Raw genomic sequence first — 25,080 nt, 5'->3', positions numbered from 1 at the left:
AAACCAATGATTGCCTGAAGACGCAAGTATGCCTATTAAAAAGCAAAAATGTCATATTGATCTTAGATTAATTATTTTTTCCGTCACACATTTTTGTTTGATCGAAATATTTTCTTGACAGCCTGATATTCGCTGTTTTCCGAGGGGAGGGGCAAGTTGATGGAGTTGCTGGGCGGGAGTGCGCCAGGAAGGGATGGCCGGTGCAGGCACGCAGGCGACATAAAAAAACCACTCGACCCTGAGGTGAGTGGCTTTCTATGTGTATTACCGTGTCTGGTGGTGCCGGGAGCCGGAATCGAACCGGCACGCTGTTTCCAGCGCGGGATTTTGAGTCCCGTGCGTCTACCTATTCCGCCATCCCGGCAACGCGAGACGCATTATCACTGATTTATCGTGATCCGGCAAGTTTTTCGCTTTACATACTGTTTAGCGCATTTGCCGGGCGTAGTGCGATTCAGTTATGCACTGAGTTCAGCAGACGCGCGATGATGTCGTGGTTCAGCCAGACGACCGGTGCTGGCGGTTCCGACATGGTGTGGAACATCAGCGGGCCCGTGCCTTCCAGGACCAGCGAGCTCAGGTGGTCGGTGATCAGTTCCTTGCGGTCCTTGTGCAGCTTGGTGATGTCGTCCGAGGTGCCGATCATGACGTCGGCCAGCTCTGGCGTGTTGTCCATCGGCCAGGCGGCGAAGTTGCGGAATTGCACGCTGGTGGCGTCGCCATTGTAGGCGGCGATACGGTCGAGCAAGTCTTGCAGCGCAACGCCGTCTTCCAGCAAGCCCTGGCAGATTTTCCATTGCTCTTCGGCCCAGGCCGCGCCGCCTTCTTTTTTCAGCGCGTCGAGCAGGGGGAACAGGGACAGTTCCACGCCGACGAAAATGTCGGACGAGTTCGTGCGGATTTCCGGGCAGTTGAAGACGGTGGCCTTGATGCCTTTGTCCCACGCGGCCTTGGCCACGTTTTCCAGGCGCATCTTCGCCAGGCCCTGGGTGTAGTTGCTGTAGGTTTGCCACTGGTACTTGCCGTCGATCAAGATCTCGGTGCCGTGGTAGCCGTAGGCGCTGTAGCGCACCTGGCCGCCCGTTTGCTCGATGCGGGCGCGGATGGCGGCGCTGCCGTCGATCAGGTGTTGCAGGGTGTTGGCCGTGACTTCGTCGAAGTTCATCAGGATCAATTTACCCAGGTCGCTGTCGAGCAGGGCGCGCGAGGACATGAAGCGCTCGCCGCGGCCTTTATAGATGCGGTTGGCGATGGCCAGGAAGACTTTGACCTTTGGAATGCCGCCAGCCATGGTGTGGGCGAAATACACATTGCTGCCGTCAGGAATCAGGCTGTCCAGCTCGGCCATGGCTTTGGCCACGGAAGCGCTGAAGCGGGCGATGCCGGCTTCGCGGCAGCGTTCGATCTGCGCCCAGTCCAGCTTGTCTTCCTGCCAGCTTTTCAGGGTCATGTCGGCCAGCAGGGCCGTCGGCGTCGGTTCGCCGGCTGGCGCGTCGAGGTCGAAACCGGCCATCAGCGGCACATTGATGATGCGGCCGCCCAGGTTGGCTTCCGCTTCGGCCAGCTCTTCCGCGTTCAGCGGACGCAGCGCCATGTTTTCATCGCGGCGGCCGACCGTCATGCCGACGATATTCATGCCCGCCTTGCGCGCTTCGTCCAGCAAGCCATTCACATAGCCGCGGCCGAACAGCTCGCCGAACAGCACAAAGGTGTCGCCCTTGCGGAAGATATTTTTTTGCGGGATGTCTCTTAAGGACGTGATCTCGGTCATGGTGTCAATTCATTCAAAAAATAGCAGGGGAGGCGCATACCGCACAGCCTGCTGGTTCAACATAGTGATAAATTATGCGCCCTTTCAGTGGCGACAATCTTCTTGCGAACGATTCTCGTCTGGAGCGGCATCTTCTTCTTTGGAACAGCTCTTATTCTTTCGCCATGGCGTATTTTACGCTGCCGCGGCGCACAGCGCCCGTGGACTGGGTCAGATAAGCCCGGCAGGCGCCGATATTACCTCAGCTTGGCCGCGCAGGTAAGCAGAATTGATCTAAAACAAATCCTGCTGGCCCGACACGAGGCGCGAAAAATCGTCGCCCAGGAAGGGCAGGATCGCGTCGGCCACCGGTTGCAGCTGGCGCGTCAGGTAATGGTGGTAGTCGATGGGCGAGCGCTGCGTTTCCAGCGGTTCCGGCCCCGCCACCGTGATGACATAGCTGATCCAGCCGCCGTTCTGGTATTGCAGTGGCCGTCCCTGCGCCAGGTTGTAGGCGTCGGCCGTGCGCGCCGCGCGCACATGGGGCGGTACGTTGCGCTGGTAGTCGTCGAGCGGACGGCGCAGGCGTTTGCGGTAGACCAATAAAGCGTCGAATTCGCCGCGCACGGTGCGCGCCACGTAGTCGCGCACATAATCCTGGTAGGCGGCGCGCTGGAAGATGCGCCGGTACAAATCCTGCTGGAATTGCTGCGCCAGCGGCGTCCAGTCGCTGCGCACGGTTTCCAGGCCCTTGTAGACCATGTCCTCGCTGCCGTCCGGCTTGCCCACCAGGCCCGCGTAGCGCTTCTTGCTGCCTTCTTCCGAGCCGCGGATGGTGGGCATCAGGAAACGCCGGTAATGCGTCTCGAATTCCAGCTCCAGCGCATTGTCCAGGCCGAATTCATCGCGCAGACAGGTATTCCACCAGGCATTCACATGCGCCACCAGGGCGCGGCCGATCTTGCCCGCCGCTTCGTCGCTATGCGCCGTTTTCAGCCACACAAACGTGGAATCCGTGTCGCCATAAATCACCTGATAACCCTGCCCGGTGATCAATTCTCGCGTGCGGTGCATGATGTCGTGGCCGCGCAGGGTGATCGACGAGGCCAGGCGCGGGTCGAAAAAGCGGCAGCCGCTGGAACCCAGCACACCATAAAACGCGTTCATGATGATTTTTAACGCTTGCGACAGCGGTGCATTGCGCTCGCGCTTGGCCGTCTCGCGGCCTTGCCACACCTGTTCCACGATGGCCGGCAGGCAATGTTTCACACGCGAAAATTGCGCGCCCCGGTAGCCGGGAACGGTATCGGCTTCATCGCCGCTGGTGCCCACCACAAGCCCGACTGGGTCGATCAGGAAGGTGCGGATGATGGACGGGTACAGGCTTTTGTAGTCGAGCACGAGCACGGAATCGTACAGGCCCGACTGCGAATCCATGACGAAGCCACCCGGACTGTTTTCGCCGGAGACATCGCCCAGGTTGGGCGCCACGTAACCCTGCCGGTGCATCAGCGGCAAGTACAGGTGTTCGAACGCGGCCACGGAGCCGCCGCTGCGGTCGGCCGCCAGGCCCGTCACGCTGGCCCGTTCCAGCAAAAACGTCAGCAGCTCGGTCTTGGCGAAGATGCGCGTGACCAGCTCGCAATCCTTGAGGTTGTAGCGGGCCAGCGCCGGTTTGTCTTCGCGAAAACGCCGGTCGATCTCGGCCATGCGCTGGTAGGGATTGTCGATGGACTTGCCTTCGCCCAAGAGCGTTTGCGCCACGTTTTCCAGGCTGAACGAGGAAAAATTCCACGTCGCCGATTTCAAGGCTTCGATGCCGTCGATGATGAGGCGCCCCGCTGCGGCCGCAAAATAGTGTTCCTGCTTGCCGCCGTGTTCGCGCCATTCCATCACGGCGCCGCCGCGTCCCAGTTTCAACGGTATCTGGTAGCGCTCGGCGTGCTGGCGCAGCACGCGCAAGTCGAACTGCACCAGGTTCCAGCCGATGATGGCGTCAGGGTCGTGGCGTTCCATCCATGTGTTCAGGCGTTCGAGGATTTGCGCGCGCGTGTCGCAGTATTCGAGGTCGAAGTCCAAGGCGTAATCGCCGCCGTTTGGCGGCCCCAGCATGTAGACCTGGCGCTGGCCGCAGCCTTCCAGGGCCAGCGAATACAGCTCGCCATGCGCCGTCGTCTCGATATCGAGCGACACCAGTTGCAATGTGGGGCGATAGCCGGGCGCCGGTTTCAACTGCACTTCCGTTTCTCCGCTGAAGGTCACCGGTGCCGTGATGAAACGCTCCATCAGGTAGCGCTCGGGCGGGCGGATGTCGGCTTCGTAGACGTCGACGCCGTGCGCGCGCAGCTGCTTTTCCAGCTTCAGCAAATGCCGGTATTGCTTGCAGTACAGCCCCAGCACGGGGCGGTGATGAAAATCGCACAGCGACAGGGGACGCAGCTCTGCGTGGCGCTCGCCGCGCAGCAACTGTTGCGCCTGTTCCTGTTGCTCCATGGGAAGGAAGGCGACGGCCGTTTGCACGGGCAGGCGCACGTGGCGGGGCCCGGCATCCGTTGCCAGCCAGAAATCGACTTCCGTGCCGTCGCGCGTGTCGCGCCAGTGGCGGGTCAGGATGAAGCCCTGTTCGAGCGGGTGCTGCGTGGTGCCTGTCATGGTGCCGTGAGTGTCTGGTGTACTGGCCTGCACATTACAGCAAGCTGCGCAGGGCGGGGGCGGTTGCGGCTATAATTTTCTGCATCGAAGACGATAACAAGAGCGCGTCGCGCCATACACCCTGGAGACAGCATGCAAGCAATGAGTTATGTACACGGCGCCCACGAGACGCCGTTGATCGGCGAAACGATAGGTGCCTACCTGGACGGCATTGCCGCCCGCTACGGCCAGCACGACGCCCTGATCGTGGCGCACCAGAACGTGCGCTGGACGTATCGTGAGTTTCAGCAGCGCGTGCACCGCCTGGCTGCCGGCTTGCTGAAACTGGGCTTGCAGCCGGGCGACCGGGTCGGCATCTGGTCGCAAAACTGCGCCGAATGGGTGCTGACCCAGTTTGCCACGGCGAAAGCCGGCTTGATCATGGTCAACATCAATCCCGCCTACCGGCGCTCGGAACTCGAATACGTGCTCGACAAGGTGCAATGCAGCGCGCTGATCCTGTCGCCCAGCTTCAAGTCCAGCGATTACCTGGCCATCGTGCAGGACGTGGTGCCGGAAATTGCCCGTTCGCGCGCGGGCGCCCTGCAGTCGCCGCGCCTGCCGCAATTGCGCCACGTCATCCGGCTGGGTGCGGCCGCCACGCCGGGCATGCACAACTTCGACGCCCTGATGGACGGCATTGCCGACGCCGACCTGGCGCGCCTGGAAGAAGTCAGCGCTGGCTTGCAGTTTGACGACGCCGTCAACATTCAGTTCACGTCCGGCACCACGGGCGCGCCGAAAGGCGCCACCTTGACGCACCACAATATCCTGAACAACGGTTTTTTCATCGGCGAAGCCATGCGCCTCACCGAACAGGACCGCTTGTGCATCCCCGTGCCCTTGTACCACTGCTTCGGCATGGTGCTGGGCAACCTGGCTTGTGTCACGCATGGCGCGGCCATGGTGTTTCCTGGCGAGGGCTTCGACCCGAAGGCCGTGCTGGAAACCGTGCAGGCCGAACGCTGCACGGGGCTGCACGGCGTGCCGACGATGTTCATCGCCATCCTCGACCATCCTGACTTCAAGCAATATGATCTGTCCCAGTTGCGCACTGGCATCATGGCCGGCTCGCCCTGCCCGATGGAAGTCATGACGCGGGTTATCGAATTGATGCACATGGCGGAAATCACGATTGCGTATGGCATGACGGAAACGTCGCCCGTCAGCTTCCAGACGGCGATCGAGGACCCGCGCGAAATGCGCGTGTCGTCCATCGGCCGTGTCCACCCGCACCTGGAAGTGAAAATCATCGATGCGGAAGGGCGTATCGTGCCGCGCGGCGAGAAGGGCGAATTGCTCACGCGCGGCTATTCCGTGATGCAGGGCTACTGGGGCGATCCGGAAAAAACGGCCGAGGCCATCGACGCGGCGCGCTGGATGCACACGGGCGACCTGGCCGTCATCGACGACAACGGCTTTTGCAGCATCGTCGGCCGCTCCAAGGACATGGTGATACGCGGCGGCGAAAACATCTATCCGCGCGAAGTCGAGGAATTCCTGTACCGCCACCCGAGCGTGCTCGACGTGCAATGCGTGGGCGTGCCCGATGCCAAGTATGGCGAAGAGTTGTGCGCCTGCATTATCCTGCGTCCGGGCACGCAGGCGACCAGCGATGACATCCGCGCCTTTTGCGATGGACAGATCGCGTATTACAAGATTCCCCGCTATGTACGTTTCGTCGAGGAATTCCCCATGACGGTGACGGGCAAGATCCAGAAATACCTGTTGCGCAAGCAGGTGGCGACGGATCTGGGCTTGAGCGTGGAATAAATTTTTCGTCAGCGCATAAAAAAACACCGGGACGCTCGCGCGGCCCGGTGTTTCGCATTGATTTAGCGTAAAGCTTAAGCCATCGCGGCTTGTGGTGCGCGCGCTGGCGTGCGGCGGCGGCGCACGAAGGCGAGCAGGCCCAGGCCGGCCAGCAGCATGGCGTAGGTGCCTGGTTCCGGCACGGCCGACACGCTCACCGTGTTGAAGCCGGCGCCGTTCATCGACACGTGGCCATAATTGATCGAGCTGACCGAATTGGCGACCAGGGTGCCGTTCATGCTGCCCGAACCGGAAAACGCGCTGTTCGGTGCCAGGATGCTGCCGTTGATGCCGACGTTGTTCAGGTTGGTGGTGGTGGCGTTGGCGAAGTTCAGCAGCGTACGGTCGGCGAAGCTGCCGAAATTGTCGAAGCCGCCGCTCATGGTGATGTTGGTGGCCGTGCCGTTGATGATGATGCTGGCCGTGCTTTTCAGCGACGATACGTCCAGGGTCAGGTTATGCAGGTCGTTCGCCGCGATGGTGAAGACGTTGACGTCGGCGTTGACATCGCCGACCAGCTTGAAGCCGCCGTATTGCGAGATCACGGTGCCGTTCGATTGCAGCTTGGCCACATCGCCCGACAGGGTCGTCAGTTGCTGCTGGGCCGCCGCAAAGTCCAGGGTGGAGGCATTGCCCTTGCTGAAGGTACCCGATGGGTACCACGATGGCGCCGTCACGCTGCCGCTGGCATTGCTCACGCCATACACGCCCGTACCATTGATGGTGCCGCCGCCGATGTTCAGGCTGTTACCGGCGACCAAGGTGTTGACGGCGCTGCCCGGCTTCTTGTTCGAGCCGACGCTGTAGCCGTCCAGGTAGATATTGCCGCCAGCGGCCAGGCTGCCGCCGACGCTGGTAAAGCCGCTGGCGTTGCTGCTGCCGATGTTGCCGAAGATAAAGGCCGAGTAGCCGTTGGCGACGCCGAGGTCAATCACGGTCGCCTGGGCCGAAGCGCTGAAGGAGAAGGCGAACAGGGCGGCGCTGATGAGCGGCAAGGTGCGGGTAGTAAATAATTTCATGGACAATCTCATGGTGAATGGGGGGACGAATAGGGCGGGAAAGCAAGACACCGCCATCGCGCAAGCCATCATTATAATCTAAAAAACAATTTTAGTTCAATTTAGGTAATTAACTATATTTAAAAGCAACACTTTTTCTGTCGCCAGTGTTTGTCTGACGGACATGAAAAAACCGGGACTAGCCCGGTTTTTTGCTGTTTATCTGACGCGCTGGTACAGGCGGAAACGTTCCACGTCATCCGTGGGACGGCGTCCTTCCCACAGCTTGATCCAGTCCGCGCCATGGTGCTCGGGCAATTGTTCCTTGCTGTCGGGCACCTTGATGCTGTCTTGCAACAAGAACACATCGCATTGCTGTTGCCCCACCTTGGCGAACGGCAAGTGGCCGAAGTAGGCGAACGAGGCGCGCTGGGCAGCGCCGACGTTGCTGTTGATGCACTTGCTGCCCGGCGGCAGGTGGACGGAAATCTGGTGCGCCACGCTGGCGTAGCTCTTGCTGTAGTTCAGCGGCGGCAGGAACAAGGTCATGATCAGCACCCAGATCAGGATCAGGCCACCGGACGACAGCACCACGGCGCGCCACAGCACGGCCGGCTGGCGCGAGATGCGCCAGTGCACCAGCGCCACCCAGCCCGCGCTGGCGCAGGCGGCCACGAAAAAGGCCAGCAAGTCCAGTTCGGGCTTGAAGCCGGGCATGAGTTTCAGCGCATTGTGCGACAGTTTTGGCGGCCAGCCCGTCAGGATGGCGAACCAGAACAGCCACAGCGCGAGGGCGCAGATGGTCAGCACCATCACGGAGAACCAGTCGATGGCGTTGATGGCGCCCCGTTTCATCGTCAGCAAGCCGAACGCGGCCATCACGGCCAGCGGCGGCAACAGCGGCAGCAGCTGGCTCGGATCCGGATCGGGATGGCACAGGCCCAGGATGGCCAGCATGGCGACAAAAGTCAGCGGCACGACGATGTGCAGCACGTGGTGCTGGCGGCGCCAGGCATACACGGCCCAGGCGGCGAACGGCCAGGCGGGCCAGAAGAACCAGATGCCGACACGCAAGAAATATTGCAGGCTCTTCAGGCTCGGGGCGCTGAACTGGCGGCAATTCCATTCCATCCACGCTTGCAGCGGCGAATGGCCGTACGGCTGCAGCCATTCGCCCGGCAGCAGCCAGACGAGGGTCAGCGCGACGCCGATCAGGATGGCCAGCGCCAGGTGGCGTATGCTGCGCAGCAAGGGCAGGCGCAGGAAGATGGTGCACAGCAGCAGGGCGATGCTCAGCGCCGCCGGCGTGATCCAGCCGCGCGCCAGGGTCAGGCCACCCATCGCCAGGCCCAGCAGGGCCGCATTGCGCACGGACGGGCCTTCCATGTAGCGCACGGCGCGGTACAGCAAATAGGCCATCAGGGACACGTACAGCGCTTCGGCCGTGATGTCATGGCTGTGCTGCAGCAGGCCCAGGCAGCCCAGGTAGATGAGCACGGCGGCATCGGCCAGGGTACGGCCGAAGTCGTCGGGCTCGGGCTGGCCGCCAAAGGCCAGGCGCAGCGGCTGGGCGTCATTGCGGCGGCCCAGGTTGAAGGCGGTGTACCAGACGGACAGGGTGCTGACGACGAAGATGCCGATGGTCGACATGCGCGCGCCGAAGACGTCGCCGTCGATCCAGCCGAACAGCTTGATGAAAATGGCGCCCAGCCAGAAGGCCAGCGGGCCTTCATCGGGCAGCGACAGACCGGCCACGTTGGGCCACAGCCAGTCGTTCAGGCCGCCATGCGCCATGGTCCACATGATGCCGAAACTGGCGGCATCATCGTTCTTCCACGGTTCGCGGCCGATCAGGCCAGGCAGGATGTACAGCAGGCCGAGCGCAAACAAGGCCCATCGTGGCAGCGCGAGTGTGGCAGCGGCGGGAAGGCGGACTGGCTTCATCGATAATCGGTATCAGAATAGTGGCAAGACGCGACGAATGGCGTCGGGTATGCGCGAGTATAAAGTAAAGCGGCCAAAGACAAAAAAGGCAGCCGTGGCTGCCTTTTCTCTGGCAGCCGAAGCTGCCCTTTTTTGCCGCAAAGCGGCAAAAATCAGCCTGCTGCGACTGCGGTTTTCGAACCAACCGAACCGAACTTCTGACGGAACTTCTCGACGCGACCAGCGGTATCGACGATTTTGTGCTTGCCCGTGAAGAATGGGTGCGATTCAGCCGAAACCTCGATCTTCACCAGTGGGTATTCTTTACCGTCGTGGGTGATTTTTTCGCGGGTCTGGATGGTCGAGCGGGTAACGAATTTGAAATCGCACGACAGATCGTGGAAAACAACTTCGCGGTATTCTGGATGGGTATCGACTTTCATGGTCTTCTCTCTAGTTTGGTAGCCAAACAGCACTTCGTCGGTCGTCCAGCTTCTTGACCCGATTGCCGATCACTTGCCAGGGTTTAAAATAATGCAACCGTCGATTATATAGCGCTTTCGGGCCGGCGGCAATAAAAAAGCCGCTCGAAAGCGGCTTTGCATCGATAACCCAAGGCAAAAACTGGGGTCGGACCCTGAGGGTCCGACCCCGGCGGTTCAAGGGTTCACACCAAATCAGCCGCCGCGGCGCATCATGTCGAAGAACTCCGCGTTATTCTTCGTGGCTTTCATCTTGTCCAGAATGAACTCCATCGCCTCGATCTCGTCCATCGAGTACAGCAACTTGCGCAGGATCCAGATTTTTTGCAGTTCGTTCGGCTTGATCAGCAGTTCTTCGCGGCGGGTACCCGATTTGTTCAGGTTGATTGCCGGGTAGACGCGTTTTTCGGCCAGACGGCGTTCCAGATGCACTTCCATGTTGCCGGTACCCTTGAATTCTTCAAAGATCACGTCATCCATGCGCGAGCCCGTTTCGATCAGCGCCGTGGCGATGATGGTCAGCGAGCCGCCTTCTTCGATATTGCGCGCGGCGCCGAAGAAGCGTTTTGGACGTTGCAGCGCGTTCGCGTCGACACCACCGGTCAGGACCTTGCCCGAGGCAGGGATGACGGTGTTGTAGGCGCGCGCCAGACGGGTGATCGAGTCGAGCAGAATCACCACGTCTTTTTTCATTTCGACCAGGCGCTTGGCTTTTTCCAGCACCATTTCGGCCACTTGCACGTGGCGCGTGGCCGGCTCGTCGAAGGTCGAGGCGACGACTTCGCCGCGCACGGAGCGTTGCATTTCCGTCACTTCTTCCGGACGTTCGTCGATCAGCAGCACGATCAGGGTGATGTCCGGGTGGTTGGCCGTGATCGCATGGGCGATGTGCTGCAGGATCACGGATTTACCGGATTTCGGCGACGCCACCAGCAAGCCGCGCTGGCCTTTGCCGATCGGGGCGATCAGGTCGATGATGCGGCCGGTGATGTTTTCCTGGCCATTCATTTCACGTTCCAGGCGCAGCGGCTCGTTCGGGTGCAGCGGCGTCAGGTTTTCAAACAGGATGCGGTGTTTCGACATCTCCGGCGATTCGCCGTTGACCTTGTCGACTTTGACCAATGCGAAATAGCGTTCGCCATCTTTCGGGGTCCGTACCTCGCCTTCGATCGAATCGCCGGTGTGCAGATTGAAGCGGCGGATTTGCGAAGGGGAGATGTAAATGTCGTCGGTGGACGCCATGTAGCTGGCGTCGGGCGAGCGCAGGAAGCCGAAGCCGTCAGGCAGCACTTCCAGGGCGCCGTCGCCAAAAATCTGTTCGCCGGACTTGGCGCGTTTTTTCAGGATAGCGAACATCAGCTCCTGTTTGCGCAAGCGGGCTGCGTTGTCAATGTCAAGACCGATCGCCATCTCAAGCAGGGCGGATACGTGTAGGGCCTTTAGTTCGGATAAATGCATATATGTTGAGTGTCCCGAGACGGGAGGTAAAGGTAGGGGAGGGGACTGCGTGGCGTTGATTAATTATTGGGGAAGGCTGTGCACGAATGAGGGCAAAGCCGCTTCCCGGTGGTTCCAGTCAGGCGGCGCTGCGGGCGCAGCGCTGCCCATCATACATTAAATGTTGCTGTCGACGAAAGTGGTCAACTGGCCCTTGGCCATGGCGCCCACTTTTTGAGCAGCTGCAACACCATCCTTGAACAGGATCAGGGTCGGGATGCCGCGGATGCCGAACTTGGCAGGCACTGCCTGGTTCGCGTCCACGTCCATCTTGGCGATCAGGATGCGGCCGGCGTATTCCTTGGCCACTTCTTCCAGGATCGGGGCGATGGCCTTGCAGGGACCGCACCATTCTGCCCAGAAGTCGACCAGTACGGGCAACTCGGATTGCAGGACGTCTGCTTCAAAAGATGCATCGCTAATGTGTTTGATATTTTCGCTCATATTTTCCTCAAATGAGGGTGGGATCAATAATGCCTGGAATTAACCATACGCTGGTTCGCCATCCATGCTTCCTGGAATGCAATGAGAAGATGGGGACAATGGGCACGACTTCAATGTCTTGGAAGGTGCGACCAGAGGTATGCAGGCGGGGATGGCTGAAATAATAACCCATTTTTTCAAAGCGTGGCGATTATTGCAGAAAAACTTGAGGCATATCGTCGCTGCAGTTGCCGGCAGGGCGGCAAAGCCGCATGCCTGCTGGCCTGCAGCGCCGTGTCCGCCCTCCCGGCCGGCCTGCGCGCTCAGGCTTGTACGCTGGCCTGACGCGCCGTGTGCTGCAGTTGCAAGTTCACCATCAGCTGCAATTCCGCGCTTTCCATCGGCTTGCGGAAGGTGCCCAATATATGCAGGCCGTTGGCCATGGCCAGGCGTTCGGCCGCCAGGCGCACGGCCGAATGCAGGCCCGACAGCAGAACCACGCCGCCGCGGAAGCCGTTTTCCGCCGCCATGCGCAAAAATTCGATGCCGTCGATGTCGGGCATGGACAGGTCGCAGATCAGCAGGTCGGGCTGGTGCTGCTTGAGGGTCGACAGCGCCTGTTCGCTGTGCGATTCGCAGCGGATGTCGAACGAGCCCATTTGCTCAAGCATGTCGCTGAGCACGTCGAGCATGAAAACGTCGTCGTCCAGCAGCAGCACGCGCAATGGCGCCAGGCCTGCTTCGTTGTGTTCCTGGCTTGCTTGGTTTGATACAGTGTTCATCGTCATGTCTTTCTGTTGATATGCATCGCTGTCGATGCCGATACCTTGCCGCAATCCAATTTGGCGGTAGCTAATCGTCATTGGCAAAGCTGGTGTTATTCATGATTTGTTCGGTAATCTGTTCCAGCAGGGGCCACAGGCGCGTGACGATGCGCCGCGCCCGCTCCGCCTCGTCGGCCGGTTCGCCCGGCGCCAGGGTTTCCAGGTTGTGGCACAGCTCGGCCAGTCCCAGGGCGCCCACGGTGCGCGCCGACGACTTGATGCGGTGCCCCAGTTCGCGCACCTGGTGCACGTCGCCGCGCGCCAGGGCCGCATCGATGTCGCCAAAGCCATCCTGCGTGGTCTGCAGGAACTTGAAGGCGAACTTGCGCACCTTTTCCGGGTTGTAGCCCAGCAACTTTGCCAGGATGGACAGGTCGATCACTTGCGGGTCGCCGGCCAGCGTGGTCTTGAAGGCGGGCGCGGCGCGGCTGCGCGCCGGTGGTGGCGGCGTCTCGCGCGCCGGCAGCCAGCTGGCGATGGTCTGGTACATCATGGCCGGCTGGATGGGCTTGGAAATGAAATCGTCCATGCCCGCCTCCAGGCAGCGCACGCGGTCTTCGCTGGTGGCCGTGGCCGTCATGGCCAGCACGCGCAGGTGCGCCAGCTGCGGGTCGGCGCGGATGTGGCGCGTCGCCTGCAAGCCATCCATCAGCGGCATCTGCACGTCCATCAGCACGCAGTCGAATTGGGTCTGGCGCAGCAGGTCGAGCGCCTCTTCGCCATTGTTGGCTAGACAGACGGAGGCGCCCGCTTCTTCCAGCAATTCCAGCGCCACCTGCTGGTTGAAGGTGTTGTCTTCCACCAGCAGGATGCGTGCATGCTTGAGCGTGCGCATCACCAGGGCCGCGTCGGCGCTGGCGCGCATGGCGGCCGCCGTCTGCACCATGCTGTCGAGCATGGCGGGCGCGGCCTGGTCGGAAATGCCCAGGTTGGCCGTGAACCAGAAGGTGCTGCCGGCGCCGGGACGGCTGTCGACGCCCACGTCGCCGCCCATCAGCTGGGCCAGCTGCTTGCAGATGGCCAGGCCCAGGCCCGTGCCGCCATATTCGCGCGTGGTGGACGTGTCGGCTTGCTGGAAGGACTGGAAGAGTTTGCTCATTTCATCCTGCGACAGGCCGATGCCGTGGTCGCACACTTCAAAGCGCACGAGGCAGTGTTTCGCGTCCGCCACCACCCTGCGCACTTTCACGGTAATGCTGCCCTGTTCGCTGAACTTGATGGCGTTATTGGCGTAGTTGATCAATACCTGCCCCAGGCGCAGCGGGTCGCCCACGAGCACGGCGGGCAATTGCGGGTCGATCTCGAACAGCAGTTCCAGGTTCTTGCCGGCGGCGCGCGGCGCCACCACCGTCATCAGCGTTTGCACGACATGGTCGAAACTGAAGTTGACGTGCTCGATTTCCAGCTTGCCCGCCTCGATTTTCGAGATGTCGAGGATATCGTCGATGATGCCCAGCAAGTGTTCACCGGCGAAGCGGATTTTCTCCAGGTAATCGCGCTGGCGCGGTTCCAGGTCCGTTTTGAGGGCCAGATACGCCATGCCAATCACGCCATTCATCGGCGTGCGGATTTCATGGCTCATGTTGGCCAGGAATTGTCCCTTCGCCAGGCTCGCTTCCTCTGCCACCTGCTTGGCCTGGTCGAGCTGTTCCGTGCGCTGCGCCACGCGCTCTTCCAGATGTTCATTGAGCTCGCGCAAGGCGCTCTCGCTGCGCTTGTGATACGTGATGTCCGTCAGGCTGGCCACCACCATGCCCACCTTGCCGTACTCATCGCGGATGGCCTCGGTATTTACGGACAGCCATGACAGGCTGCCATCGGGCTGCAGCACGCCCATCAGCACGTCGCGCATGGCTTCGCCCGTCGACAGGGTGATGTGCACGGGATGGCTGCGCTGGTCGAAGGCGGAGCCGTCTTCGCGGATGGCTTGCCACAGGCTGTTGCCGGCCGGACTGGCCGCCAGCATGCGCTCGGCGGCGGCATTGCTTTCCAGGATGTGACCGTGGCTGTCCTGCACCACCAGGCCATTCGTCACGGCGCCGAACACGGACGCCATGCGCTGGCTCGAGTTCGACAGCGCGATCGACGCCTGGCGCCGCTCGGTGATGTCGGTGATCATCGCCAGGGTGCCGCCCGGCTCGCCATTGTCCGACTGGATGCTGGTGCTCGACAGCAAACCCCACAGGCTGGACTGATCCTTGCGGAAGAAGCGGAAATCGACCTGGTCCGGCTGGCTGGCCTGACTGCCGTGACTGGCCAGGCGGCGCTGCATCAGCAGCTGGCTGTCGCGGTCCATGAAGTCGAGCAGGGGACGGCCCAGCATTTCCTGCACCGTGTAGCCGAGCATGTGCGCCATCTTCGGGTTGACGAAGGTGGTCTTGCCGTTCGCATCCGTCATCCAGATGCCTTCGGCGGCCGTCTGCACGATCAGGCGGTAGCGTTCCGAACTGGCGTGCAGCGCTTCCTCGGCGCGTTGCCGCTGCGTCATGTCGCGCAGCGAGACGATGGAAAAAACTTGCCCGGCCATGCGCAGCGGCGACAGGCTGACCTTGGCGGGGAAGTGCGTGCCGTCGCGACGGCGCGCCATCATCACCCTGCCAGGCAGGCTGTGCCGTCCTTGCGGGTCGCCCGCGGAGTGGCTGGTCGTGCTTTCCGGTACCAATTGCTCCAGCGACATGCCAATCAATTCGGCCAGCGGATAGCCGAAGCAGCGCGCGCCAATCTGGTTGGCGTAATGCACCTTGCCCTCGACATCGGCCACCAGCATGGCTTCGGGCGCCGCTTCCAGCATCGAGCGCATGCGCGATTGCTCGTCCTGCTTGCGCTCGCTGATGTCGCAGACGATGCCGCTGGCCTGCGTGGCGCTGCCATCCGAGGCGCGCGACAGGACGGCGCCGCGCGCCAGCAGCCAGCGCCAGTGGCCGTCGCTGTGGCGCAAACGGAATTCGCAATTGAAGGTGCCAGGCGCCTGGCCGTCCAGATGCTGGCGAAAGGCCAGGCTCAGGCGCGCTCGGTCATCGCGGTGGACTTCGGCCAGCCAGTCGGCCAGTGCATGTTCGAGCCTGGCATGCTTGTCGCCCAGGACGTCCTGGTACTGGGGCGCGAACTGCAGCCGGTCGGACTGGCGCCGCCAGGTCCAGCCGGCCATGGTGGCGCCGCGCAAGGCTTGCACGGCATCCTGTTCGGCCTGGGCCTGCGCGGGCTGGGGCTGGTGGCGCAACTGCTGGCGCAGGCGCCAGGCTTGCCAGCAAGCCAGTCCCGCCAGGGCGGTGGCGCTGGCGGCGGCATACGGCCACAGCAATGCCGGCGTCATGCCGTGCGCCGCCTGCACCGGCAGCGAAAGCGTCATGCCTGCCGCCAGCATCGTACGCGCGAGCCGGCGCAGCGCAGGGCGCCGTGGGCGTGGTGCGCCGAAACTCGTGTGGCTGCAATACGACAAATGCATCCCTTTCTGGGGCGTGATTGGACTAGGCTGGCAGTACATGAGGCGCGCTCAAATAAACGCCTGCGGCGCTTTCTGGCGGCAACTATAGCATCGAATATTTACTCGGAGTATTTAAGTTCGGAAACGGCCAAAACGGGATTTTTTTTGCCCCGAAATGGCTGTTTTTTTCGCGATTTAGTGAGAATTCGTGAGAAAGTTTGCGCGAAATCGTGCTACTCAATCGCGGTGGTAGCCTCAGGTAAAGCTGCCGGCGAACTGATAGCGGTGTCCGGGATGCCACATGGTGGCGGTCGAGGCGATCTTGCCGCCTGAACGCGTCTGGCGGCGCAGCACCAGGCAAGGCTGCTTGGTGTCGATGGCCAGCATTTCGGCGATGTCGCGCGGCGCCGACAGCGCTTCGATGCTGTAGGTGGCGCCTTGCAGAGGGGCCGCTGCCATCAGGTATTCGTTCGGCGTGATGCTGGAAAAATCCTGCGTCATGTAGTCGGGTGCGCATTCGGGATTGACCCAGCGGTCCTCGACCTGGATCGGCACGCCGTTTTCAAAATGCACGATCAGCGAATGAAACAGCGGGTGTTCCGGCGGCAGGCCGAATTGCTTGGCCAGCAAGTCGGAGGCCTTGGTGCGTTCCAGCAATTGCAAGCTGCTGCGATGGATATGTCCGCGCGCCCGCACTTCATCGGCGATACTCTTGATTTCCAACAAGGTCGCCTGGTATTTTTGCTGCGCCACATAGGTACCGGAACCCTGGCGCCGCGTCAGTATTTGCTCGCTGGTCAGTTCGCGCACGGCGCGGTTGACCGTCATGCGCGAGACGCCGAATTGTTTTACCAGTGCTTGCTCGGAGGGAATCACGTCGCCTTCCTTCCAGCGTCCGGCGGCGATGCCGGCCAGCAGAAAATCCTTGATGCGCTGGAAAATGGGCGTATTTTCTTGTGTAGTGTGGTCGTCCAATGCGGTTTCTCCGGGGCACGGGCAGGGCGCGCCGCCGGCTGGAGGCGCGATGGCCGATTTTAGCACCGAGCACGATGCCTGCCGCCAGCCTTTTTTTGAATTCAAAAGCAAGCGCCGGAGTGTGGCGCCGGCCAGCGCTGGCTATGCTGGCTACTTGCCAATGACAAGCACGGAGTCCGACATGGATCACTCTTACACCACCGATGATGAGCGCTGGGATGCCCTGCAGCGGCGCGCCCCCGACGCCGACGGCGTCTTTTATTACTCGGTACGCACGACGGGCGTGTATTGCCGCCCTTCCTGCGCGGCGCGTCCCGCCTTGCGCCGCAACGTGGCTTTCCACGCCACGTGCGAGCAGGCGGAGGCGGCCGGCTTTCGGCCCTGCCTGCGCTGCAAACCCAACTTGCCGCCGCTGGCCCAGCGCCAGGCGGCCATCGTGGCCGACATCTGCCGGCTGATCGACGCCAGCGACGAGCTGCCCGACCTGGACTCGTTGGCGCAGGCTGCCGGCATGAGCCGCTTTCACTTCCACCGCGTCTTCAAGGCGCACACGGGCATCACGCCGAAAGCGTACGCGGCGGCGCGGCGCGGCGAACGCCTGAAGGCCGGCTTGCAGGGCGCGGCGAATGTCACGGAAACCTTGTATGCGGCCGGCTTCAATTCCAGCGGCCGCCTGTATGCCGCCACGCCGGGCTTGCTGGGCATGACGCCGGGCGCCTTTCGCGCCGGCGGCAGCGGCGCCGTGATCCGCTTTGCCATCGGCGCCTGCTCGCTGGGCGCCATCCTCGTGGCCAGCACGGACAAGGGCATTTGCGCCATTTTGATCGATGACGATCCGGAAGTGCTGCTGCGCAACTTGCAGGACCGCTTTCCCCAAGCCGAGTTGCACGGCGCGGAAGCTGAATACGAACAGACGGTGGCGCAAGTGGTGGGCCTGGTCGAGGCGCCGGGCCTGGGACTGGACTTGCCGCTCGACGTGCGCGGCACGGTGTTCCAGCAGCGCGTGTGGCAAGCCTTGCGCGAGATTCCTGCCGGCAGCACCGTCAGCTATGCCGAGTTGGCCCGGCGCATCGGCGCTCCGCACGGCGCGCGCGCCGTGGCCGGTGCCTGCGCGGCCAATGCCCTGGCCGTCGCCATTCCCTGCCACCGGGTGGTGCGCAACGATGGCGCGCTGTCCGGCTACCGCTGGGGCGTGGAGCGCAAGCAGGCGCTGCTGGAACGCGAGGGCGAACGGTGAGGGCGCTGGACTGGCGCCAGATCGAGGATGATCTCAATCAATACGGCTGCGCCGTCGTGCCGGGCTTGCTGGATGCGGATGCCTGCGTGGCGCTGGCGGCGCAGTATGAGGACGCGTCGCGCTTTCGCAGCAAGGTGGTGATGCAGCGCCATGGTTTTGGCCAGGGCGAGTACCAGTATTTCGCGCATCCGCTGCCGGAGGTGGTGGCCGCCTTGCGCACGGGCTTGTATTCCCCCTTGGCGGCGATTGCCAACCGCTGGCACGCCGCCATGGGCATCGAGACGCGCTTTCCGTCCAGCCACGCCGATTTCCTCGCGCGCTGCCATGCGGCGGGGCAGACGCGGCCCACGCCCTTGCTGCTGCGCTACCGCGAAGGCGATTACAACTGTTTGCACCAGGATCTGTATGGCGAGCACGTGTTTCCGCTGCAACTGGCTGTGCTGCTGTCGCGCCCGCAGGAAGACTTCACGGGCGGCGAGTTCGTGCTGACGGAGCAGCGTCCGCGCATGCAGTCGCGCGCCGAAGTGGTGCCGCTGGCGCAGGGCGACGCCGTCCTCTTTCCCGTCGCGCAGCGTCCCGTGATTGGCACGCGCGGCACTTACCGCGTGAACATGCGCCACGGCGTGTCGCGCCTGCGTTCGGGCTTGCGTCACACCTTGGGCATCATTTTCCATGATGCGAGCTGAACGCTAGCGGCGGCGCTTGAGTTTCCATGATTACATGGCATGATGGCTACTCCCTGTCACTTTTCATTGCTGCCATGTCCGCGTTGCTCCGCCTGTTGTGCCTGTTGACCATGTTTTTGCTGCCCGCAGCCCATGCGGACGAGGGCGTGCCCGCGCTCGTTGCGGAGGCCGCATCCGTCGTGGCGCCATCGCAGCTTGCTGCGGCCAGGACGGCGCCGCTGATGTTTGCCAACCGCAAGGTATTTGTCTTCCGCGCCGCGCTGGCCGGCTATCCGCCCGATGAGCGTGCCATCGGGGCGCAGCGTCGTCTGGACAGCGTGCTGGCGAAGAATGGTCCCTTGCAGACGAGCACGCGCATGATTCCCGAAGGCACGCAAGTGCTGCTCGACGGCGTGCAACTGTTCGTCGTCGTGCCTGGCGACGTCAACCAGCTGGCCGGCGACACGACGGAAAGCGTGGCGAAAACGGCGGCCGGCGAGCTGAGCAAGGCTGTGCTCGACTACCGCGAACAGGGCAGCTGGCGCTACCTGGCGATTGCCGCCGCCGTGTGCGCCGTCGCTACGCTCGTGTTCTGGCTCGTGTGGATGGGCCTGACGCGTTTGCACCATTGGGCCAAGCGCCGCAGCGGTGTGTTGCTGGCCTCGCGCCTGCGCGACGTGCGCCTGAAAAACGTGCGCGTGCTCGACGCCGAACACTACATCGCCTTCGCGTATCAACTGCTGAGCGCCGTGCTGTGGGGCTTGCGTCTGATGGCCACCTATCTGTGGGCCGCCTTCGTACTGGGGCGCTTGCCGTACACGCGCTCGTGGGGCGAAAGCCTGAGCGGCTATTTGTTCGATGTGGCGGCCGACGTCTTCCACGCCATCATCGGCGCCTTGCCGGGGCTGGTGCTGGTCTGCGTGATTTTCGCCATCGCGCGCCTGATCGCCGCCACGGCCGCCTCGCTGTTCAAGCGCGTGGAAAGCGGCGAATTGCAAATCGGCTGGCTCGACAAGGACACGGCCCTGCCGACGCGCCGCATCGCCAGCGTGGTGATCTGGCTGTTCGCGCTGGCCATGGCGTATCCATATCTGCCCGGCTCGCACACGGCCGCCTTCCAGGGCCTGTCCGTGCTGGTCGGCCTGATGGTGTCGATCGGCGCGTCGAGCATCGTGGGCCAGGGCGCCAGCGGCCTGATCCTGATGTACACGCGTGCCCTGCGCAAGGGAGAATATGTGCGCGTGGGCGACAGCGAGGGTACCGTGGTCGACGTGGGCATGTTCGAGACGCGTTTGCGTACGGGCCTGGGCGAAGAGGTCGCCTTGCCGAACGCGTGGGTGATGTCGCAAACGACAAAGAACTATTCGCGCGCCCAGCCCGGCGGCGGCTTCGTGCTCGACTCCACCGTCACCATCGGCTACGCCACGCCATGGCGGCAAGTGCACGCCATGCTGGAACTGGCCGCCTCGCGCACGCCGGAACTGTCGACCACGCCAAAACCGTACGTGATGCAGCTGGCGCTGCAGGATTATTATGTGCAATACCGCCTCGTCGCCTACGCCAGCGCCGAAGTCCCCCGCCAGCGTGCCGAAGTACTGAACCGCTTGCACCAGAATATCATCGATGTCTTCAACGAATTCGACGTGCAGATCACGTCGCCGCACTACATCGATGATCCGAAAGAGTCGCAGGTGGTGCCGCCGGAGGAATGGTTCAGGGCGCCGGCGAGGCGGGGGGAGGAAGATAAATGACGTCGGACTATGGGAGGGATGGATGGGGTGGGCAGATTTCAGTGCGCCACTCCTGCATGTCGCTGCTAATAGGAATGACTTGCTGACCGTCAGCAGCCGTAGCTTTCACGCAGAATTCTCCTTGATAGCCATAGGTTGGATCGGATGGATCTTTGGGGCGGCCATTCAGGAATACGCTATAGAAATGTCCGGGTATCAGCTTTCCAGCGCGTATGCCCGTCGCACCGGTAGGCACGTTTCCATAGCGGATGCATGTGCTGGCACGGATGGATAAGGGCATGTCTGGCGGTAGGGAGAACCCCCATACTTCCTTTACCGGTTGCACGGACATGTCAGAAACCATGAGTGCGCCAAGAAATGGCAGGCCATTGCGTGCCTCTTCTTTTTTTGTAATGGAGAAGCAGGGCATGCCGTTGACAGAGTGAATGAGGGCATCAGCGATGCGCGACCACGCCGAGGCATCGATAGCCGTCAGGGTGGCAAGCAGGAATAGCAGCGTGTGACGATATGGCATGGCGACCCTCGCACTATCTGATGAGCGAATGTTCTGGACAGATTTCATCTATCCAGGCTTGGCTATCGCTGTCGATACGGAGAATTTTTCGCTCCCCGGAGATGCCGGTGATTAAGCAAAATTTCCCCACGTAACCGCGAGTAGGGTCCGATGGATCGGCTGGCCCACCGTTCAGAAAGACGTCATACATGCGCCCCGTTTTCAGTGGCGGGGCTTTGGGTGGTTTGACCTCTGCTGTTGCTGGTGCAACTCCATACAGAAGACAGGACTTGGCATGCACAGGAATAGTCGCTGCGCCCGGTAAAAGAAAGGACCATACTTTGACTGCTGGCTTGACGGATACATCTGTCAGTACGACCGCACTAATCTGCGGAACCCCGTTACGCGCTTCTTCCTTTTCAGAAATAGAGAAACAGGGAGTGCCATTTTTTAGCTGTACTTCCGCGTATGCCATGCGGGACATGCCGAAAGCGTCATGGTATGTCAAACAAAGGCTCATGCTCAGCATTACGGCCAGGCAGATTTGCCTTGCTTTTCCTATCTTTAAAAAACTCATGTAGTACCTCTTCATAAAGTTTTAGTGAGTGTTGATATTTAGGTTGACGCATTGCGTCTGGATCTTTTAAGTACTTCAATGTGTGATAGTCGGCGAGCAGATCACCCTGGGCTTCCATGTTGTAGTCTGATAATTTTTTCTTCGGAAGTAGCACATACTTGTAATCCAAACCTAGCCTGACAAGTCCCCGTATCGCTACTGGATAATTCAATTGATGCTGCCAAACATGCACCATTTCATGCATGAACCAGTTTTTTGGCCTTGGTTTCTCCTTTGAGAAGTCCTTTCGGAATTCCGACTCATGAAAATACATCTCCCCATCCGGTGTCATGGCCACATTTTTGGGCTGCAAGCCAAACCATAGATACGGCTCCCCATGCACCTTGACCTTGTCGTAGTCGATCGCATCCTGGAACAGCATCCACGCCATGTCGATCTCGCCCTTGGTCAGCGGGCGAACCTTGTCCTTCACTTTGACCTGTTTCACGGACGAACCGACATCCTTGTCGGTCGTCTTGATGCCTTCCAGCTGAATGACCTTGACCGCAGGCGCAGCGTGTTTTGGCGCGGCGGCGCAGCATGGTGATTTATCCGCGTGCGGCAGGAATTCGGCCTGGATGATTTGCGCCTCAAGCTTGCTGGTGACGCGCCCCGTGCGCCCCTTCGCATCCGTCGTGCCCGTCCACGTTTCGCCATTGCTCAAGGTGAGCCGGTAGTCGGCGTGCGCCAGCGGCACGTCGGCTTGCGAGACGAATTCCAGCTGCTCGTCATAACCGCAGCACCAGCATTCGTCGGGCTGGCCGGCCAGGCGGTGCAGTTCGCAGCCGCTTGTCGCGTTGCGCAGGGTGGCGCCCAGCACGGGCTGGCCACCGGCGCTGAAGGTGACGATCATGCTGTCGAAGCGCGCGCCCAGGCTGCTCTTCTGGTGCGCCACGAGCTTGAAGAACACGTCGCACGCGGTGGTGCTGATGACATGGTGCCTGGCCATGGGGTATTCCACCTGAAAACCTCAGCGTAGACCTGTGGAGCCTTGCAAGTATTGACTGGGCGCAAGGCCTGCGCGCTTGCGTTAAGATGCCGGGCGTTTCAATGAGAAGAAAGAGTCCCCATGTCCAGTCCATCCAACATCGAATCCTCCCGCACCGCCCGCAGCTTGGCCGCCGCCCTGGTCGGCGATCCGTTCTACCGCACCGTCACGGTGGCGTGCGGCGACGACGAGGCGGCGCGGCACGCCATGCTGGAAGCCTACTTCGCGCTGGCGCTGGCCGAGGGGTGGCAGGCGGGGCGCGTCGATATGGCGGATGACGCGGGCAATGGCGCCGCCATCTGGACGACGGATACGCCGGCGGCCGTGCGCCAGGCCGCGTATGCGCAACGCGAACCCGCCTTGCACGCGTTGCTGGGGGAGCGCGGCTTCGCGCATTTCACGGCCATCGTCTGGAACATGGAACACGCGCTGGCGCCGTATGGTCTGCAGGACGCCTGGTATCTGTCGATCGCCGGCATTGATCCCGCAGCACAGGGCCGGGGACTGGGCGCGTCCGTACTGGCGCCTGGCCTGGCGGCCGTCGATGCGGCTGGTGCCGCGTGCTTCCTGGAGACGTATAACGAACGCAGCCTGCCGTTCTATGCCCGCCTGGGCTTCGTGGTGGCGGGGCGGTACGCGGAAGCTGTCACGGGCTGCGATTACTGGCTGATGGTAAGGGAGCCTCACGCTGCCTGATTGACCATTTTGCTAATTTCTATACACTCGTCTTTTTATTCAAGACCTGGAGATGGAAATGCCGACCCCGCGCCGCACCCTGCTCGTTCTCGCCTGCCTGGGCGCCCTGACCCACGTCTACGCCCATGCCGATACCGTCATCGACAACGCCAACGGCTACACGCTCAATGCTGCCGGCAAGGTGGTGCGCTTCACGGCGCTGGCCTTTGACGATGCGGGCAAACTGCTCGCCGTCGGCAGCGCCGCGCAGGTGAAACGCAAGGCGGCCAAGGGCGCCCTGCACGTCGACGTGCAGGGAAAAACCGTGCTGCCGGGCCTGATCGACGCGCATGGCCACGTGTTCGGCCTGGGGACGATTGCCAGCGGCGTGATGTTGTACGGTTCGTCCTCGCTGCCGGCCGCCGTGCAAGCCGTGGGCGACTTCGCGCGCGCGCATCCGGATCGCAGCTGGGTCGTCGGCAATGGCTGGAACCAGGAAATCTGGAAGCTGGGGCGCTTTCCCACGGCTTTGGAACTCGATGCGGCGGAAAGCGCGCGGCCCGTGTGGCTGCGCCGGGTCGACGGCCACGCGGGCTGGGCCAACAGCCGCGCGCTGGCGCTGGCCGGCATCACGCGCGCCACGCCAGATCCGGCGGGCGGCAAGATCGAACGCGACGCGGACGGCAATGCCACCGGCGTGCTGGTCGACAATGCCATGGACTTGATGGACGCCGTGCTGCCCAAGCCGGGCGACGTGGAAAACCGCGCCGCCCTCGATGGCGCGCTGGCGCAGCTGTCGCAGGTGGGCCTGACCAGCGTGCACGATGCGGGCATCGGCCAGATGCAGGACCGGCTGTTCCGCGACTACGCGGACCATGGCAAGCTGACGGTGCGCGTGTACGGCATGATTGCCGACACGACGGAAGACTTTGACGCGCTGTCGAAAAACGGCCCCTTAAATAGTTATGCGCGCGACCTGTACGCCCTGCGCGCCGTGAAACTGCTGTCCGACGGCGCCCTGGGCAGCCGCGGCGCGGCCCTACTGGCGCCGTACAGTGACGATCCGTCCACCAGCGGCCTGCTGTTCTTCAAAGATGACGCCATGCGCGCGAAGATGGAAAAAGCCATGCGGGCCGGCTACCAGGTGAACGTGCATGCCATCGGCGACGCGGGCAACCACCAGATCCTCGACGGCTATGCCGCCTTGACCGCGCAATACCGCAGCGTGGGCCTGCGCCACCGCATGGAGCATGCGCAGGTGGTGCAATTGAGCGACATCCCCCGTTTCAAGGCGCTGGGCATCGTGCCATCGATGCAGCCGACGCACGCCACGTCCGACCAGAACATGGCGGAGCAGCGCGTGGGCCACGAGCGCATCAAGGGCGCGTATGCGTGGCGCACCTTCCTTGCGCAAGGCTCGCGCATCGCCTGCGGATCGGACTTTCCCATCGAGTCGCCTAACCCGTTCGAAGGCATCCACGCGGCCGTCACGCGGCAAAACAGCGAAGGATTCCCGGCCGGCGGCTGGTATCCCCAGCAAGCCATGACGGTGACGGAAGCGCTGCGCTGCTTCACCCTCGACGCGGCCTGGGCAGCGCACCAGGAAAAGGTCATCGGCAGCCTGGAAGCGGGAAAATGGGCGGACTTCGTCGTCGTCGACCAGGACCTGTTCACCGTCGCGCCGGCCGCCATCGGCAAGACGCAGGTGCTGCAGACGTGGGTGGCGGGCAAGCGCGTGTACGAGAAAAAGTAGGCAGTTTTCGCTTGCAAAAATCTGTTGACTTGGTTGTATAGACAACCTATGCTGGGAGCACCAGAGCGGACCACGCATGTCCGCTCGCACCCTACGAGGAGAC

The 25,080-nt window shown here is 62.1% G+C and carries 19 protein-coding genes and 1 tRNA gene; 6 read left to right on the top strand and 14 right to left on the bottom strand.

Annotation, left to right across the window (positions count from 1 at the left end; genetic code table 11):
* Nucleotides 1-277 precede the first annotated feature (277 nt).
* From P9875_RS27050 to P9875_RS27040, 3 genes are all read right to left on the bottom strand, one after another.
* Nucleotides 278-364: transfer RNA gene (locus P9875_RS27050), tRNA-Leu, on the bottom strand.
* 90 nt (nt 365-454) lie between these two features.
* Nucleotides 455-1,771, bottom strand: a complete 1,317-nt coding sequence (locus tag P9875_RS27045) for an enoyl ACP reductase FabMG family protein (RefSeq protein WP_278317114.1) — start codon at nt 1,769-1,771, stop codon at nt 455-457.
* 273 nt (nt 1,772-2,044) lie between these two features.
* Nucleotides 2,045-4,402: a DNA polymerase II gene (locus P9875_RS27040; protein ID WP_278317113.1), complete on the bottom strand. Its 2,358-nt coding sequence runs from the start codon at nt 4,400-4,402 to the stop codon at nt 2,045-2,047.
* A 132-nt stretch (nt 4,403-4,534) separates the two neighbouring features.
* Here P9875_RS27040 and P9875_RS27035 point away from each other — a divergent pair, with 132 nt between their 5' ends.
* On the top strand, nt 4,535-6,214 hold the full coding sequence (locus P9875_RS27035) for an AMP-binding protein (RefSeq protein WP_278317112.1): 1,680 nt from the start codon (nt 4,535-4,537) through the stop codon (nt 6,212-6,214).
* Nucleotides 6,215-6,288: 74 nt separating this feature from the next.
* Here P9875_RS27035 and P9875_RS27030 read toward each other — a convergent pair whose 3' ends face one another.
* The 8 genes from P9875_RS27030 to hutC all read right to left on the bottom strand — a co-directional run bounded on the left by P9875_RS27030 (nt 6,289) and on the right by hutC (nt 16,799).
* Nucleotides 6,289-7,272, bottom strand: coding sequence for a choice-of-anchor A family protein (locus tag P9875_RS27030; protein WP_278317111.1), 984 nt, complete (start codon nt 7,270-7,272; stop codon nt 6,289-6,291).
* Between the two features lie 198 nt (nt 7,273-7,470).
* Nucleotides 7,471-9,195 (bottom strand): ArnT family glycosyltransferase, encoded by a 1,725-nt coding sequence (locus P9875_RS27025; RefSeq protein ID WP_278317110.1) that lies wholly within the window; start codon nt 9,193-9,195, stop codon nt 7,471-7,473.
* 152 nt (nt 9,196-9,347) lie between these two features.
* Complete coding sequence (locus P9875_RS27020; protein ID WP_034746247.1) at nt 9,348-9,617, bottom strand: type B 50S ribosomal protein L31; 270 nt, start codon at nt 9,615-9,617, stop codon at nt 9,348-9,350.
* A gap of 234 nt (nt 9,618-9,851) precedes the next feature.
* Entirely contained in the window at nt 9,852-11,114 is a 1,263-nt protein-coding gene (rho, locus tag P9875_RS27015; RefSeq protein ID WP_034746249.1) for a transcription termination factor Rho, read from the bottom strand.
* A 156-nt stretch (nt 11,115-11,270) separates the two neighbouring features.
* Entirely contained in the window at nt 11,271-11,597 is a 327-nt protein-coding gene (trxA, locus tag P9875_RS27010; protein ID WP_035822396.1) for a thioredoxin TrxA, read from the bottom strand.
* A 302-nt stretch (nt 11,598-11,899) separates the two neighbouring features.
* Nucleotides 11,900-12,358, bottom strand: coding sequence for a response regulator (locus tag P9875_RS27005; RefSeq protein WP_051959621.1), 459 nt, complete (start codon nt 12,356-12,358; stop codon nt 11,900-11,902).
* Between the two features lie 70 nt (nt 12,359-12,428).
* Nucleotides 12,429-15,749: a PAS domain-containing hybrid sensor histidine kinase/response regulator gene (locus P9875_RS27000; protein WP_278317109.1), complete on the bottom strand. Its 3,321-nt coding sequence runs from the start codon at nt 15,747-15,749 to the stop codon at nt 12,429-12,431.
* A 330-nt stretch (nt 15,750-16,079) separates the two neighbouring features.
* Nucleotides 16,080-16,799 carry a histidine utilization repressor gene (hutC, locus tag P9875_RS26995; RefSeq protein ID WP_035822394.1) on the bottom strand — a complete coding sequence of 240 codons (720 nt, stop codon included), beginning with the start codon at nt 16,797-16,799 and terminating at the stop codon, nt 16,080-16,082.
* 181 nt (nt 16,800-16,980) lie between these two features.
* Between hutC and ada the strand changes: the two genes are divergently transcribed.
* From ada to P9875_RS26980, 3 genes are all read left to right on the top strand, one after another.
* Nucleotides 16,981-18,036 carry a bifunctional DNA-binding transcriptional regulator/O6-methylguanine-DNA methyltransferase Ada gene (gene ada / locus P9875_RS26990; protein WP_081922822.1) on the top strand — a complete coding sequence of 352 codons (1,056 nt, stop codon included), beginning with the start codon at nt 16,981-16,983 and terminating at the stop codon, nt 18,034-18,036.
* Complete coding sequence (locus P9875_RS26985; RefSeq protein ID WP_278317108.1) at nt 18,033-18,722, top strand: 2OG-Fe(II) oxygenase; 690 nt, start codon at nt 18,033-18,035, stop codon at nt 18,720-18,722. Before ada ends, P9875_RS26985 begins: the two co-directional genes overlap by 4 nt.
* A gap of 74 nt (nt 18,723-18,796) precedes the next feature.
* Entirely contained in the window at nt 18,797-20,452 is a 1,656-nt protein-coding gene (locus P9875_RS26980; protein WP_035822392.1) for a mechanosensitive ion channel family protein, read from the top strand.
* Between the two features lie 7 nt (nt 20,453-20,459).
* On the opposite strand, the gene P9875_RS26975 is transcribed toward P9875_RS26980, so the two are convergent.
* From P9875_RS26975 to P9875_RS26965, 3 genes are read right to left on the bottom strand one after another with little or no spacing between them, the layout of a single operon-like run.
* Nucleotides 20,460-20,966, bottom strand: coding sequence for a hypothetical protein (locus tag P9875_RS26975; protein ID WP_278317107.1), 507 nt, complete (start codon nt 20,964-20,966; stop codon nt 20,460-20,462).
* A 13-nt stretch (nt 20,967-20,979) separates the two neighbouring features.
* Nucleotides 20,980-21,420: a hypothetical protein gene (locus tag P9875_RS26970; RefSeq protein ID WP_152598784.1), complete on the bottom strand. Its 441-nt coding sequence runs from the start codon at nt 21,418-21,420 to the stop codon at nt 20,980-20,982.
* A gap of 19 nt (nt 21,421-21,439) precedes the next feature.
* Entirely contained in the window at nt 21,440-22,510 is a 1,071-nt protein-coding gene (locus P9875_RS26965) for a hypothetical protein (RefSeq protein WP_152598783.1), read from the bottom strand.
* Nucleotides 22,511-22,630: 120 nt separating this feature from the next.
* Between P9875_RS26965 and P9875_RS26960 the strand changes: the two genes are divergently transcribed.
* Nucleotides 22,631-23,245 carry a GNAT family N-acetyltransferase gene (locus P9875_RS26960; protein WP_278317106.1) on the top strand — a complete coding sequence of 205 codons (615 nt, stop codon included), beginning with the start codon at nt 22,631-22,633 and terminating at the stop codon, nt 23,243-23,245.
* A gap of 58 nt (nt 23,246-23,303) precedes the next feature.
* Nucleotides 23,304-24,977: an amidohydrolase gene (locus P9875_RS26955; RefSeq protein WP_278317105.1), complete on the top strand. Its 1,674-nt coding sequence runs from the start codon at nt 23,304-23,306 to the stop codon at nt 24,975-24,977.
* Nucleotides 24,978-25,080: the final 103 nt, after the last annotated feature.

This window comes from Janthinobacterium rivuli, assembly GCF_029690045.1.
GTDB lineage: Bacteria > Pseudomonadota > Gammaproteobacteria > Burkholderiales > Burkholderiaceae_D > Janthinobacterium > Janthinobacterium rivuli.
This window is presented reverse-complemented; position numbering and strand designations above follow the sequence as displayed.

What these genes read in the sequence shown, in the direction of transcription:
- P9875_RS27000 (WP_278317109.1), bottom strand. Translation starts at nt 15,749, where the DNA reads ATGACGCTTTCGCTGCCGGTGCAGGCGGCGCACGGCATGACGCCGGCA.
- P9875_RS27045 (WP_278317114.1), bottom strand. Translation starts at nt 1,771, where the DNA reads ATGACCGAGATCACGTCCTTAAGAGACATCCCGCAAAAAAATATCTTC.
- P9875_RS27035 (WP_278317112.1), top strand. Translation starts at nt 4,535, where the DNA reads ATGCAAGCAATGAGTTATGTACACGGCGCCCACGAGACGCCGTTGATC.
- P9875_RS26965 (WP_152598783.1), bottom strand. Translation starts at nt 22,510, where the DNA reads ATGGCCAGGCACCATGTCATCAGCACCACCGCGTGCGACGTGTTCTTC.
- trxA (WP_035822396.1), bottom strand. Translation starts at nt 11,597, where the DNA reads ATGAGCGAAAATATCAAACACATTAGCGATGCATCTTTTGAAGCAGAC.
- P9875_RS27025 (WP_278317110.1), bottom strand. Translation starts at nt 9,195, where the DNA reads ATGAAGCCAGTCCGCCTTCCCGCCGCTGCCACACTCGCGCTGCCACGA.
- P9875_RS27005 (WP_051959621.1), bottom strand. Translation starts at nt 12,358, where the DNA reads ATGAACACTGTATCAAACCAAGCAAGCCAGGAACACAACGAAGCAGGC.
- P9875_RS27020 (WP_034746247.1), bottom strand. Translation starts at nt 9,617, where the DNA reads ATGAAAGTCGATACCCATCCAGAATACCGCGAAGTTGTTTTCCACGAT.
- P9875_RS26980 (WP_035822392.1), top strand. Translation starts at nt 18,797, where the DNA reads ATGTCCGCGTTGCTCCGCCTGTTGTGCCTGTTGACCATGTTTTTGCTG.
- ada (WP_081922822.1), top strand. Translation starts at nt 16,981, where the DNA reads ATGGATCACTCTTACACCACCGATGATGAGCGCTGGGATGCCCTGCAG.
- P9875_RS26960 (WP_278317106.1), top strand. Translation starts at nt 22,631, where the DNA reads ATGTCCAGTCCATCCAACATCGAATCCTCCCGCACCGCCCGCAGCTTG.
- P9875_RS27030 (WP_278317111.1), bottom strand. Translation starts at nt 7,272, where the DNA reads ATGAAATTATTTACTACCCGCACCTTGCCGCTCATCAGCGCCGCCCTG.
- P9875_RS26970 (WP_152598784.1), bottom strand. Translation starts at nt 21,420, where the DNA reads ATGGCATACGCGGAAGTACAGCTAAAAAATGGCACTCCCTGTTTCTCT.
- P9875_RS26975 (WP_278317107.1), bottom strand. Translation starts at nt 20,966, where the DNA reads ATGCCATATCGTCACACGCTGCTATTCCTGCTTGCCACCCTGACGGCT.
- P9875_RS27040 (WP_278317113.1), bottom strand. Translation starts at nt 4,402, where the DNA reads ATGACAGGCACCACGCAGCACCCGCTCGAACAGGGCTTCATCCTGACC.
- P9875_RS26955 (WP_278317105.1), top strand. Translation starts at nt 23,304, where the DNA reads ATGCCGACCCCGCGCCGCACCCTGCTCGTTCTCGCCTGCCTGGGCGCC.
- rho (WP_034746249.1), bottom strand. Translation starts at nt 11,114, where the DNA reads ATGCATTTATCCGAACTAAAGGCCCTACACGTATCCGCCCTGCTTGAG.